The sequence below is a fragment of the Metabacillus sp. 22489 genome, assembly GCF_052044855.1.
Lineage (GTDB): Bacteria > Bacillota > Bacilli > Bacillales > Bacillaceae > Metabacillus > Metabacillus niabensis.
The window spans coordinates 1-13,877 of record NZ_JBQENT010000022.1 but is presented as its reverse complement, the minus strand read 5'-3'; the positions used below and the strand labels follow the sequence as shown (position 1 = coordinate 13,877).

The 13,877-nt window shown below is 35.4% G+C and carries 12 protein-coding genes and 1 pseudogene; 6 read left to right on the top strand and 7 right to left on the bottom strand.

Annotation, left to right across the window (positions count from 1 at the left end; translation table 11 throughout):
* Positions 1-115: 115 nt before the first annotated feature.
* From ACTJJ9_RS13925 to ACTJJ9_RS13910, 4 genes are all read right to left on the bottom strand, one after another.
* The gene (locus ACTJJ9_RS13925; RefSeq protein WP_440768690.1) at positions 116-1,360 is read right to left on the bottom strand and encodes a PoNi-like cognate immunity protein; all 1,245 of its coding nucleotides are present in this window, start codon (positions 1,358-1,360) and stop codon (positions 116-118) included.
* A gap of 26 nt (positions 1,361-1,386) precedes the next feature.
* Entirely contained in the window at positions 1,387-3,147 is a 1,761-nt protein-coding gene (locus ACTJJ9_RS13920; protein ID WP_255452025.1) for a T7SS effector LXG polymorphic toxin, read from the bottom strand.
* A 229-nt stretch (positions 3,148-3,376) separates the two neighbouring features.
* Positions 3,377-4,564 carry a macrolide family glycosyltransferase gene (locus tag ACTJJ9_RS13915; RefSeq protein ID WP_186324329.1) on the bottom strand — a complete coding sequence of 396 codons (1,188 nt, stop codon included), beginning with the start codon at positions 4,562-4,564 and terminating at the stop codon, positions 3,377-3,379.
* 81 nt (positions 4,565-4,645) lie between these two features.
* Entirely contained in the window at positions 4,646-5,530 is an 885-nt protein-coding gene (locus ACTJJ9_RS13910; RefSeq protein WP_186324330.1) for an AraC family transcriptional regulator, read from the bottom strand.
* 265 nt (positions 5,531-5,795) lie between these two features.
* Between ACTJJ9_RS13910 and ACTJJ9_RS13905 the strand changes: the two genes are divergently transcribed.
* Both ACTJJ9_RS13905 and ACTJJ9_RS13900 read left to right on the top strand, forming a co-directional pair.
* Complete coding sequence (locus tag ACTJJ9_RS13905) at positions 5,796-6,071, top strand: Atu4866 domain-containing protein (RefSeq protein ID WP_145584983.1); 276 nt, start codon at positions 5,796-5,798, stop codon at positions 6,069-6,071.
* Positions 6,071-6,802, top strand: a complete 732-nt coding sequence (locus ACTJJ9_RS13900; RefSeq protein ID WP_145584985.1) for an SDR family oxidoreductase — start codon at positions 6,071-6,073, stop codon at positions 6,800-6,802. Before ACTJJ9_RS13905 ends, ACTJJ9_RS13900 begins: the two co-directional genes overlap by 1 nt.
* A gap of 150 nt (positions 6,803-6,952) precedes the next feature.
* On the opposite strand, the gene ACTJJ9_RS13895 is transcribed toward ACTJJ9_RS13900, so the two are convergent.
* Positions 6,953-7,912, bottom strand: a complete 960-nt coding sequence (locus ACTJJ9_RS13895) for a VanZ family protein (protein WP_145584987.1) — start codon at positions 7,910-7,912, stop codon at positions 6,953-6,955.
* A gap of 774 nt (positions 7,913-8,686) precedes the next feature.
* On the opposite strand from ACTJJ9_RS13895, the gene ACTJJ9_RS13890 reads away from it, so the two are divergent.
* Positions 8,687-9,265 (top strand): dihydrofolate reductase family protein, encoded by a 579-nt coding sequence (locus ACTJJ9_RS13890; protein ID WP_145584989.1) that lies wholly within the window; start codon positions 8,687-8,689, stop codon positions 9,263-9,265.
* A 285-nt stretch (positions 9,266-9,550) separates the two neighbouring features.
* On the opposite strand, the gene ACTJJ9_RS13885 is transcribed toward ACTJJ9_RS13890, so the two are convergent.
* A complete protein-coding gene (locus ACTJJ9_RS13885; protein WP_145584991.1) occupies positions 9,551-10,036 on the bottom strand; it encodes a GyrI-like domain-containing protein in 486 nt (161 codons plus the stop codon).
* 339 nt (positions 10,037-10,375) lie between these two features.
* Complete coding sequence (gene abc-f, locus ACTJJ9_RS13880; RefSeq protein WP_145584993.1) at positions 10,376-12,097, bottom strand: ribosomal protection-like ABC-F family protein; 1,722 nt, start codon at positions 12,095-12,097, stop codon at positions 10,376-10,378.
* A gap of 480 nt (positions 12,098-12,577) precedes the next feature.
* Here abc-f and ACTJJ9_RS13875 point away from each other — a divergent pair, with 480 nt between their 5' ends.
* The 3 genes and pseudogenes from ACTJJ9_RS13875 to ACTJJ9_RS13865 form a co-directional block, all read left to right on the top strand.
* A complete protein-coding gene (locus ACTJJ9_RS13875; RefSeq protein WP_145584995.1) occupies positions 12,578-12,892 on the top strand; it encodes a YfzA family protein in 315 nt (104 codons plus the stop codon).
* A 196-nt stretch (positions 12,893-13,088) separates the two neighbouring features.
* Positions 13,089-13,439, top strand: a complete 351-nt coding sequence (locus ACTJJ9_RS13870; protein ID WP_145584997.1) for a hypothetical protein — start codon at positions 13,089-13,091, stop codon at positions 13,437-13,439.
* Positions 13,440-13,533: 94 nt separating this feature from the next.
* Positions 13,534-13,749 (top strand): annotated as a pseudogene (locus ACTJJ9_RS13865) (hypothetical protein); the annotation flags it as partial.
* Positions 13,750-13,877: the final 128 nt, after the last annotated feature.

Sequence of the window (13,877 nt, the reverse complement as noted above, 5' to 3'; positions counted from 1 at the left end):
AGCCACTCAAGGTTTTTGTTCGGATTCCCCAACCTACCACTATTTCATTCATTGAACTCTGTACACTTTTTCTTTTTCAAGATTACTCATGATAGACAATATTTTGATATCCTTGTTATAGAACTTCTTCTACATCTACATCCTCTATATTGACTTCATACATATGCTGGATATTCACTTCTTTTGGCACCCATGCATAATAATTCTGATCATTATTTAAAACAAATTGAACTAATTTTGTTTCTGAATCATTCCAGAAATTTTTGATATGATCAACGTAATCCTCTAAATCCTCTTTATAGTCCAATTGTAGAATATACTCTCTATCAGTTAGGGCAAAAACGATTAAAGTGCCTAGTAAGTTTTTCTCCCTGTTTTCCTCTTTATAATCATCAATAAAAAACCATATTTGATCTAATTCAAGGGGCCCTTTATATTTTTCATAAAAACGATCATCATCTAGCTCTTCATAGTCTTTAATAAGTTCATCGACAAAGGAATGCCATCTAATTGGGATAATTTTTTCTAATAAAGGATTGTTTTTGATTCCTTCTTGCCAATCTTCAGCCTCTTCCATGTCCATAACCAAGTACTCATTGATGTTAAAGTGCTTGAAATTCATTGAATTCTTGTAGTGTGCCAAATCATATGGATAGTGATTATTGTCTTTTAGATTTGAATCATCAAGTTCTAGAATTTTTGCTAGCGCTGCGGTTTCAAAGCTCCAGAATCCTACATAACCGTGTCTTTTATGTGCATTTTTCCATTCATAATCATAATGTCCTTTAAACCATTCTTTTTCCATGTATGTTTGCATTCTTTTAGATGCTTCTCTTTTATCAGTTTGTGCAAGCTCTATAATTTCTCTAGTCTTTGAATATGGATTTTCTTTTTCGTAATGATCGGTAATTTTTGTCCATCCAATATCACAAGCACATAGCAAATAGTCAATTACGAAATCTTCAATGTCCTCTTTCTCAATTAACTTTTGTAGTCTTTCTATATTTTTTTTATCAGTTTCTAGTAAAATTCCTAACGAAATCATCCAAAGCAGATTAATATATCCAACTTTTATTTCCCCCATATTCTCTAGATCAATAATTGCATTCTCAAAGTGTTCCACTATTGAATGAATCTCATCTCCAACAGAATATTTCGCTCTTATAATAGTATTCCTATATCTAAAATTTGTTTGATAGGTCCTTTCTATAATTCTATCATTATCATCAGGATACCTTTGAATTCCATTTCTAATATCCTCCCGTAAACCTTTAACTTTTTCTTTCTTACTCTCAATGGCTTCATTATATGCCTCTATAAGCCTTGTACATTTTTCCTCTACACATAATGGATCTCTCATACAATTTCATTCCACCTTATCTCAGATTACGGCCACTCTCCGATTATATTACCATTGACATCGAGCCTAAATGTTGTGACATTACCGTTACTATCAACTTTAGATAATACTCTTTCAACTTGATTGTCTTCCAATGCGTCAGCAATTTTTATCGCTAAGAGTTCATCCCCTTCAACGGCATCCAATATTCTATCATTTCCCGTTACTTCTCCTAGAATCCAACTGTTTGACATTTGTTTTCCATCTTTAGTTTTCCCTAATTGCGAACCACCAAACTTAGCTTCATCAATAACATATTTAATAGTTGAATTGGGATTTGTATTTTCGTATAATCCATCAATTCCTTTTACTATTTTGTCATTTAAGCTTAATGGTGCGTTCTTCCCTACAGGTATTAAATCATATCCAGCATCTTTTAAACTTTTATTGTTTAATAAGTTATCATTTGATTTTATTTCGCCAAAATTACCTTTTTGTTTATTTGTAGCTGTTTTTGCATTAAAATCATCAATATTTGTATTTATTCTATCATTTCTTGTACCTTTAGTAGCCTTTTTTACATCCTTCCCAACATCCGCAACCTTATCAAGATCCTTTATCTTATCCGCTAATTTCAAAACCTTCCCTGCTGGTACAATCATAATCCCCGCAAGAATCCGATCCTGAAAACTAGCTTCCGAATCCAAAACTGTATTGACATCACCTAAGAAAAAATCAAAAACAAACTCTGACCCAGCAACTAACTTATCATCAATTTCAGGCTTTCCTCCACCTAAGGGTCTACCGAAAATATTATGCTCAAGAGCATAATCATCGCTGTTCACATGGAAGTCTTCATCCATATTCCCTTCAATTTCTCCACTTTGAATACCTTTAAGATAGTTTTGAATGCCATTGATTTGTTCGTCCGTCAACTCCGGAGAGTCCTTATACCTATCGGCAACATCTTTTGGAAGATGTGATAAGTCATTCTTTTCTACAGTTGACGATACCTTTGCCTTCGAAGAGAAGCCTGGAAAAACCTCATGAAAGGCGTCAAGCAATAGCTCCGCATAATTAGTATCAATCGCTTTATGATAGAGGTCAATTAGTTTTTCCTTTATTAAGTGAACAGCCTCTTCGTATTCTAATCTAGCTCTTATATCACGATATGGCTCTATATCTGACAATTGGTTTGCTTTAAAGGTTGTTATCTTGATTTGCTTGCTTTTAAACATTGCTTGAATGTCATGAACACAGTTTTTCAGCTTAGTGAAATCTTGATCAATCGTATGTAACGTGTATGTTTGGCGTTGGTCGAATTGTTGGAGTCTTTCAATCGTGTTGTCCTTATGCTTCATCGCTTGTCTTACTTTATAGATGAATTCGTCGTCACGTATTGTTGGGACTGACATAATATCAGATATTCGACGGAGAGCATGGTTTACTTCATCTGTTAAATCCTTTGTTAGATTTTCGACTTTTCTTAGTCCATGCTCTAACTCATTATCTAAAAAGCTTTGGCGAATGAAGCCGGATTGTGAGGATTCTACCGTAAATAATGAATAGTTCATCACCTTTAACTTAGCCTTGTATCTTCCGATTGTATCACCTAAAAACGATAGAAAAGGCAGGTGGAATTCCTGGTAGAAGCTACGAATCGCCTGTCCACCACTTCCTTTAAATGATTCATCTAGTGAAGTAAATGCTATTATTGATTTTTCAATATGATGTAATTGTCTTTCATATGTATCTAAGCTACTGAGTAACCTCTCAATCCCTTGATGAAAAGCCTGTGCATCTAATATCTTGTCTTTAATTAGAGTCTACTCCTTTCTATAACGAAAATCTAGAAAGCTAGAATTCTTTATTATGTAGATATAGAAAAATTTAACAAATACATCTTATCTAATTTTCCCAGCCATTTCATCGTTATTTTCTCTCATTTTTGATTGTTAGGAGTAGACTTTAGACCTAAAAAACAAGGACGATTTTCTCGCCCCCAATAAGGAAGCAGAAGAATCGTCCCTATACTTTCTACTTATAAAACCTCATAATCTCAACTGCCGCTCGTTTGTACCCCCCTTTTGCTTGCAAAAGAGTCCCAAATTCCTCACTTCTTTGTTTATATTCTTCATTATTTAGTAGCTTCAATAAAGATTGCTTCAATGTATCTGAATTACATTTCTTTAAATGAATACCACAGCCTAACCGTTCCACCTGCTGTGCAATCATTTCCTGCTCCTGTTGTTGAGGATAAAGGATTAAGGGGACTTTATAATACAAGCCTTCCTGGGCACTGTTCATCCCTCCATGTGTGACAAAGATGTCCACCTTTTGCAGCAGGTCAATTTGGTTCACAAAATCATAAAGAATAAAATTTTCTGGTACAAAAGAAAAATCCGTTTCCTTCATTTTATTTCCTAAAGATAAGACAAATATTGCCTCAATATCCTTAAATGCGTGAAAACAATCTTCATAAAATTTCTTATTCTCACCAAAGATACTCCCTAACGAAATATACACAACGGGTTTTTCGCTTATCGGTAATGTAACTTTTTCTCCTTCTCCTCGATCCGAAATTGAAGGTCCAACAAAACAATACGTTTCATCAAACACATCTCCGTTTGGTGTAAATTCCGCAGCAGTATAAACAATATTTAATTTTTCTTTGCTCGCTAATGCATCTAAAAGCGGAGGCTTCTTCATGTTGTACTTTTTGCATAAACGATGCTGAATCGATAATGCCTTCACTAAATGCTTTAAATCCCCTCTTGCAAATTGAAGGATTAAATTGAAAAACTCTTTTGGCATATTTAAGAATGATTCGTGAAATGGAAAGGTTGTTGTGGAACAAATGGTTGGAATCTGTTTAATTTGACCTACGTATTTCCCCCATGTTGCTAAAGAATCATGAATAATATAGTCTGGTTTTTCTCTGTCTACCTCGTTTAATAAAAACTCCAACATGGTCGCGGTGCTTTCGATACAAACCCGAAAAACGATCGGAAAGTATTTCAGCTGTTCTTCTGTATAATTGGTATCCTCTAAACGCTCGATGCTATAAGGCATATAAGTAGCACCTGTTTCTTCAATTTTTTCCTTTAAATCAGGAAACGAGTAGTATAATACTTCTTCCCCTTGATCAATCAACTCTTTTACTAAAGCGAGCGTCGGATTTGTATGACCATGTGCGGGAATATTAAAAAATATCGCTTTACCCAAGGAAATAATCTCCTTTTATCAATAGAATAGTGTTTTTAATTCATCTTTTTGTCTAGTATTCTTTTAAACTTCAAATCAATTTTATAAAAAAGCTTCTCGCATACGTTGTAAGTCTCTCTTAGGGGGCAATCCGAATTTTCGGCTATATTCCCGACTGAAATGGGATGGACTTTCATACCCTACCTGAAATGCTGCTTCGGCTGCTTCTACATTTTCCGTTAACAGTAGTCGGCGCGCTTCCTGAAGGCGTAGCTGTTTCTGGTATTGGATCGGGCTCATGCCTGTTATTTCCTTAAAATAATTGTACAAGGATGAAGGGCTCATTCTCGCTTCCTTTGCCAATTCCTCCACCTTTAAGGGCTTCGCGAACTCGCGGTTCAGCAGTTCAATCACCTTAGCAATTCGCTGTGCTTGACTACCAACGAGTGCAAAATGCTTCAATGTATCATTTTGGTCATTTTGCAAAACTCGGTAAATGATTTCCCGAATAATAGAGGTTGAAAGCATAGGAATATCGTCTGGAGTCTCTAGCAGTCGAATAAGCCGTAAAATCGCGTCGAGAAGCGAGTCACTAATCGGATTGATGACAAGACCACGTCCTGATGATCGATTTGGCACCTCTTGATTGAACGATTGAATGACCTCGAGTATTTGTTTCATATCAAGCTGTAAATGCACACTTAAATATGGTTCCTCGGCTGTTGCCTTTACGACCTGTCCCGCAATAGGCAAATGAACAGAAGCTGTCAAATAACTAGCTGAATCATATCTATAGCTTTCCTCCCCAAGCATGACGACCTTTGTACCTTGTGCGACCACACATAGAGATGGCTCGTAAACGGTATGAATCGGTTCAGAAACCTCGGATGTTCGTATAAAGCGCAAGCCTGGGATCGCTGTTTCATGTGTCCCATCCGTTTTGACAAATCTCTCCATTAACTCAACTAGATCCTTGTTCCGCTCCATGGAATACTCCTCCATCTCTTCCTGTAACTGTATCTCTAACATTTGCTTTTATTCTATAGTCTTTTGGAGGATTAGGCAATGATTGTGTATCTTCCGGCTACCACCCTACCTTCTTATCACTTCATAATAGAGGTGTCATCATCCATTTCAATTGGAGGTTAACAAATTGATGAAAACATTGGTACCCGTTCTACTGTTTAACCTCTTGGCATTTCACTCTTGCCAAGAGACTAACCTCCACTTAAACGTGAAAGGAGATAGAGAAATGAATAAAGAACAAGCTCATTCACATCCATATGTCGGCATGTGGGTGACCTCAGATGGCTATATTCGCCACGAGCTGCTGCCAAATGGACGATATGACGAAGCTCGCGGAAATCGCCAAAGCGCCTATCAAGGAAGCTATACCGTCAAAGGCAATCATATCGAATATGTCGATGATACTGGCTTTACAGCTGACGGTGATTTTGTCGATGGCGTGCTGTACCACGCAGGTATGGTGCTATATCGCGAAGAACAAAGTGAAGGGAGCAAGAAATAATGTCTGAACTTAATGGAAAAGTAGTGATTATTACAGGAGCAAGTAGTGGAATTGGTGAAACGACAGCACGTCTACTCGCAAGTCAAGGTGCTCATACTGTTATTGGAGCACGACGATTGGAAAGATTAGAAGCCCTAGCATCTGACATTCGTGCAGATGGAGGCTCTGTCGTTGTTCAAAAGCTCGATGTGACGGATTTAGAACAGATGCAAGCAATTATCGACGTAGCCATGAGTCGTTTTGGACGAGTGGACGCAATTGTCAACAATGCTGGCGTCATGCCACTCTCTCCGTTGGAATCCTTAAAAATTGAAGAATGGAACCGCATGATTGATGTTAATATTCGCGGCGTTCTCCATGGCATTGCCGCAGGTCTTCCTGTCATGAAGGAACAAGGCTTTGGACATTTTATCAATCTAGCATCGATCGGCGCCTACGAGGTTACCCCAACAGCAGCCGTGTACTGTGCAACGAAATATGCGGTGAAGGCAATAACAGATGGTTTGCGTCAAGAGGTTGCAGGGCAAGGCATCCGAGTGACCCTTATCTCACCAGGTGTAACAGAATCAGAGCTAGCCGAAAGCATTTCAGATACCGAAGCGAGGGAATTCATGAAAGAATACCGTCGTATCGCCCTACCAGCTTCTGCCATTGCCCGGGCAATTGCTTATGCAATCGAACAGCCGACGAATGTTGATGTGAATGAAATGGTGATTAGACCTGTAGTGTAGTGAAGTTTTTAAAAGGAAACATGACAAAAAAATCGCAAGCTGGATTCTCTACCATATCCTGTTTGCGATTTTTCTTTCTTTTCAAACGATTTTAGCATTTATTTCCGTAAATGCAGTGAATATTGTTTAAGTGACCTTCACTTTTGCTCATCAGTTCTTTATTTCCGTAAGAGTTACATCCCACAATAAAACATTTGTATTCGGATTTTCGTCTTCATTGATAATCTTCACTTTAAGCTCTTTTGCACCTTGTATGTCCGTTTCAAAATAATTCTCATTACTTCGTTCCGCTCCATTTACTGCATATGAGCTCGTATCAATTTCTTTCCCATCTAAGGTAAACGTGATCGCGCTTGCACCATGGATTACATCGTCTGGAATAGCGCTATAGCCTGAAATCTTTAAATACTTTCCATCCAATTGCAAAGTAAACGTATTAGTTGCAGGATTTTCTCTACTATATAAATTGATTTTTGGTTCCACCTTTTGATGCGCAACTTCAAAACGGGTGAGATTTTCGTCCCAAGAAACAGAGCCTTCCTTCAATGTGAATTCATGCAACCCGATTTCTCTGCCTGCTTCAACTTTTGATGCATCTTTAAAAAAATGATTCATTCCCTCAACCAATACAATTGTACCAATTGAAAGAAGGATTGCTATGATGAAAACTTTGCTCATGCCCTTCACTGTATCTTTCGAACGTGCCACAAGTTTTTGTGCGCAAAATCCGACCGCAGCACCTAATGTATTCGTAAGAACATCATCAATATCAAAACTCCCCAAACGTGTGACCATTTGTATAGCTTCAAGCACCAAAATGGATATACAAAATATACTAATAAACCGTAAAAAACTGCTTCGAAACAACAGGGGAATGAAAATCCCATAAGGTATAAAGCCTGCGAAGTTAGCAAAATTAAAAAACCAAATTTGAAAGTTCTTTCCTATTGGCGAATATAAAGGAATCTCACTTGGTATGAAATTGTACATATACCCAGCGTTATCAATATTACTTGTTCTGTCAAAGCCGAAATACAAGAAGTAGAGCATCAAAACGGTATAAGCGGCTAGCAAGGTGATAGTAATTGTACGAGCTTTTCCTTTAAACATAAAAAAATCCTCTCTCTTATACTCTGTTAAAAACATCCCTTTGTATGATAAAGCTGGGAGTTTTCCGGTACCGATTTTTCAGATTGTATTATTGGTATGGATAAAATTTATCTTGAACACTATTGTGTTTTTTTTAGAGTGCTTAGGTTACAGCTTTGTATTTTATTTTAACAATATTTAAAGGTTATTCCATAGTTGATTTTTATATAGATCTAGTAATAGATTGTAAATAGTTAATACTGTTAATTTTTTCAAGTCCGAGTGAGCATCTTAGAACACAAAAATAAAAAGCACGCAAAACATGCTGTCACTTTTAGAGTTAATTTTTATCTTTTTTTATCAATACTTTACATTGGATATCTATATAAGGTTTATTTGATTGTGAGGTAATACAGTTTAACTAAAGAAGCAGAGTACTTTAAGAAGGAATATTAAATAAGATTAAAATATAATTTGCATTTATACATTTAAGAAAATAATCCCTTCTTAAAAGAAAACAAATGAATGATTAAGGATTTAGTCTTTTGGTGTTTCTCTAATGTTTTTATTCAATTAATGGGTAAGCGATACTTTAATAAAGAGGTATCGCATTTTTTATTGAACTATCGATGCAGGTTAATTGATGAAAGTTCTTAACATACATTCCGCAATCGGGACATTTTCTTGAATAAGAGAAGGGATTAATCGGAAGTAAATCGAAGTTAATCAGAAGTTGGAATAAACGAAAAAATAACAAATGGATAATTACAAATCCTAAAGAATAGAGGGGAAGAGATGGGGAAAATAATTGCAAACGTAAGCAGTACATTAAATGGTATCTTTACTGGACCAAAAGGCGAAGAAGATAACATGGTAAGTTGGGCGATGCCTGGCATCATAGATTCCACAAATGATGGACTTGCGTTGTTCCAGAAGGCTGACGCAATCTTGATGGGCCGGATTACATATGAAGGCTTTGCAAGCTATTGGCCGTTCCAAGAGGGAGATTGGGCTGATGCTATGAATAAGACTCAAAAGTTTGTAGCAACAAATAATAGTGAGATTACTGAAGTTCACTGGGGGGACTATGATGATACCATTACTCTGATTAACTCAGATGTAATGTCGAACGTTAGGGAGCTAAAAAGAGAAATCAAGGGTGATATCATTGTTCCCGCAAGCGCAGGTCTTGTCCAAAGTCTAATAAATGCTGTTTTACTTGATGAACTGCGAATCATCATTCATCCGGTCATATTGGGTAGTGGCAAACGTTACTTCGATAACATCGAAACACGTCACGACATGAAGTTAATAGAAACCAAGCTTTACGAAACAAGTGGTTCAATGTTAATGCGGTATGAGATTTCCAAATAATAGCTATAGAAATAGAGAGTAAATAAGGTTAGAAACGATCTTCATAGAATAGAGCGCGATTATTGAATAAGCGACTCTTTTCTTCTTCAACTAACAGTTATTTTTTAAGAGCATGTTTTGATTTAATATTTCAAAACATGCTTTTATATTGGAATAACGTAAGAATTTAATGTTGTAAGTGAAAAATAACTCTTAAATTGACAAGGTGTACTCTAATCAACTTTATGCTATTAAAGTATCGCTTTCGTTGAGAATACTCTCAAATTGAATTTGGTAATTATTCGATTACTTATGTCTTATCGGGAAATGCAACAAAAAATTTGAAAAGCCTTGTTCTAATGGAGAATGAACATTCGAATACATTTCGAACCCGTAGGAACCAGCTTGTTCAAACTCTGAATTATTTATCCAATCATACAACTCTCCATAAGCATTACCCGCACTATTGATGTCTCCTTTGTATTCTAATACAGCATAGGCCGCTTTAGGGAGTTCATACGAAATCATACCGAGTGGAGGTTCCACATCTGTATTAACTTCTACGCCAGCTATCCATGTAAATAGGTCAGTATCTGGATTGTAGTTAGGAGGGTCAATGAAAATTCCATAGGTTATAGGAAGACCAATTGCACCATTAACTTCATTCAGTCTGGTATGAAAGGATTGTTGGAATTTAGGAATGATCATTTGTTCTCTAGTCTCTTGCAATAAAGTTTCTAGCTTCATTCCTATTATTCGAGTTTGTTTTCTCTCAACGATTTTAATTTTCATCTATCCGCCTCCTTTTCTTTTTATAAAAACTTGTAAATATATAAATTTCGTTAATGTTAACAAATATTTTTCCTTCTTCAACGATCCTGCCCCGTTAGTTCAAGAATTTAATCTAAAAATCCTATGTGTTTAATAACTTTCCTTAAGAAAAAATAGATTAACAATAAAAATGTTCAGTTTTTGTATTTCCTCCCTAGTTATGGTTGGTGAGTTTCTTGCTTATTTTCTAATCGTATCTTGGTCTTCTTCGGCACGTACACTCTGGTTTTCCTGTACATATTGCAGAAACTGACTCCTAAGAATATACGTGCCCTAGGCTTTCCCGCTGCTCTTTTCTCTTCATTTCAATTTTCTCCTTTTTTCTATATACATCTTCAGTGCTTCATCAATCTGCTTATATTCTTCTGTTCCCATTTTTAAAATACTGATTTTCCCTAAAAGCTCAGTGATTTTCGTTTCAATTAGAGCTAATTCTTCATACATATTTTGTTCTTCATCATTTTCCTTTTTCTTTTTTCGTTCCTCATATTCCAACAGCCCCATCTCAATCTGATGAATTTTATTATTCTCAATTATGAGTAGTTTGGAACATAACCTTTCAATTAAATATCGATCATGTGAGATTATGATAAGTGTGCCAGTATAATGACTGAGTGTTCTTTCCAGCTCTTCTCTACTTGGTAAATCTAGATGGTTTGTTGGTTCATCTAAAATTAACACATCATTTTCCTTAAGAATCATATGAATCAGTTTAATTCGTGTCCGTTCTCCAAGACTCAATTGAGCAATTGTTCTTTGAAGGATTTCTCTCTGAATTCCCATATTGGCAATTAAAGTTCTAGCATATGTTTCTTGCTGTCGATCCTCAAGTTCAAGGTATTCTAAAGGAGTTTTTTCTTCAGGAAGGTCACTTACATCCTGTGAAAGGTAAGCAATTTTTGTTGACTCACTTATCCATAGTGAACCTTTCGTAAGTATTTCCTCATTGAGCAGTATTTTAATAAATGTCGTTTTCCCTACTCCATTTGCTCCAAGCAAGCCGACTCTTTCTCCATGCTTTACAAAAAAGTGGCTCTTTTCGAATAACAATTTATCACCAAACTGTTTCATAATTCCTTTTGCCTCAAGAAACCTTTTTCCACGTTTATGAAAAGATTCAAATTGAAAGGAAACAGATTTCTCTTCCTTTGGCTTTGTCACTTCATGTTTTGATAATTCAAGGTTTAATCGCTTAAGCTTCGATTTAATCTGATTATCCTTTTTCTTTGCCTTCGCTCGTTCAAATTCTCGTAATCCCATTTGTCGATTTTCAGCATTTGAACCTCCTTTTCCAGCTTGTCGATGGGCCTTTTCTGACCAGTTTCTCATTGTGTTGATTTGCTTTTCAATGCTCTCAATTTTACGCTTCTGTTTTTCATAAATACTTTTTTCTTGTTCATACATCCTCTGCTTTTCGATTCGATAGGAGGTATAATTACCTTCATACACTTTGAGCTCTCCATATTCAAGTTCAAAAATCTTTGTTACCGTTTCATCTAAAAAATAGCGATCATGGGAAATGATAATAGCAGTCCCAGCATAGTCTCTTACTTCTTCAACCAGCCATTTAACCCCTTGCATATCTAAGTGATTTGTCGGTTCATCTAAGATAATAACCTCTGGTGAATTTGCCCATATTTTTGCTAGAGACAATTTAAGCCTTTCTCCTCCACTTAAATGAATTAGCTTTTCTTTATCCAAGCTTTCTTTTTGTAAACCAAGCTGTTTGCTTGTTACAATTAGCTGTTTTCCAAATTCTCTTAGCTCGTAATCAATTGACAGCATATTATCTGTTGCTTGAGGCAAATAGCCTATTTTTAGCTGTGAAGGCCTCATTGTGATAGTACCGTTATCAGGTTCTATCATTTTCATTAAGATTTTTACGAGCGTCGTTTTCCCAGCGCCATTCCAGCCGACAAGACCAATTTTTTCATTATGTCGTATTTCAAAGCTTACATCCTTTAGAATTTCACTTTCACCAAAGCTTTTGTTTAGTTTCTTCCCCTGTATCACAATAGTCATACAACACACCTCTTATATATATATTCACAGAGAGGTTTATAAAAAGTAAAAACCTCTCCAAAAATCCTGGAGAGGTTGGTTTTTAATCAATCCAATTCAAATAAAATGCACACTTAAACAAATACGCAACAGACATAAAGACAGAGTTTCTTTACGCTAGTAAGGTAACGGCACTAATTGAAAGTTTTTTGGACAGACTAATCCTATTCTCCAGGTTCTCATTTTTTACATTCATATGAGTGCTACCCTTTCAAATAAGATTAAATCCACATGTGCCTATTACCGTTCCTTTCCTAAACTAACTTATATTTACAGTATATTTTCCCATGTTAATATTGTCAAAGATTTTAAAAATGCGATACCTCTTTATTGAACTAAACGTGCAGTTGAGTTCAATAAAAAATGTCAAATTTTGAAACTTATTCTTTAATATTCCGTATACCAATATAAAATGGTATCTAATGCAGGGAGGGATCTTAGTTGGCTGAAAAGGAAAAAAGTGTACCATTTTTTAAAAAATCTTGGGTTTCTCAAATTGGTGTATTTTTATTATCACAGATAATTTTTATTACATTCGAACAAACAGGTTGGTTACCTAATTATAGAGAGATTGATGGAACACTATTTGGGAGAATTACGGAATCGGCAATTTTTAAAGAATGGTTTACTTTTTACGAAACACCACAATTAAATTTAATTACTGTCTTTTTTGGTATCTTCTTTCTTGTGCCTGGAATAATAGGTGCATTAAAAAACGTATTTTCGCTTAGACACTATAGTAGTAGCTCCAAATAACCGTGATTAAAAATAAATATGGGTTCTTAAAATGAAGAAAGTTTGCGAAGAGTTTTACATAGACTATCGGGTGCGATACTTTAATAAAGAGGTATCGCATTTTTTATTAAATCTAAATGGGCAGGTTGTTTAACAAGGAATTAAAGAATTAAACTCGTAATTCTAAGTAGATGACATTTTTGTTTAAGGGGAGAATATGAAAAAGATAATTGTTGTTTATATTTTATTACCGATTATCAGTATTATCTTAGTGTCTTTAACACCATTTCTAATACCATCAAACGTTGAAAGTTACGAAGAGTTTCAAGATGCTAATTTTGGATTCCCTATCCCTTTTGTTAAGCAGAATCTTTTAGAATCAGGTTCTGGTTATGTAGGAGGATTTCCACAGGAATTTGGATTACAAATGGATTTTTTAGATAATGACCCCCAATTTAAATTTCATTTTATTAGTTACTTTTTTTCTGTTTGTATCATTTATTTTTTTCTATTGTTAATCTATTTTTTCTTAAGGAAAGTTATTAAATACTTACGATTTTCAGATTAAATTCTTGAACTAATGGTGCAGGTTACTAGAAAAAGGATTAGTTTGTTACCATATAGAATTTATCCGATAGACAGGAAAAAAGGAGATAGAAATTATGAGCAAAAGTAAACAAGTTGATGAATTAACCATTGAGGACTTTAAAAATAGTCCGATTTGGGAATGGGCTATAGATGAAGAGGAAAATGAAGAACAAGATGAGACTTGGGTAAGACCATCAGAAACAATAAATTTCACTGAAGAACTAAATGGTTCGATAGTATCAGGGGAACTATCAACAAATGATGGTGAAAAGTTTCCAATGATTGCTTCTTCAACTAAAGGGGCAGCATTCCTGTAATAAGTGAAAATGAAATTTGATAGAAAAAAGACCTCTTGATAAGATAAATGTGTCCTGAGCCGGCCAGCTAAAGGAACAAAACATCTACTCGGAGGTCTCAA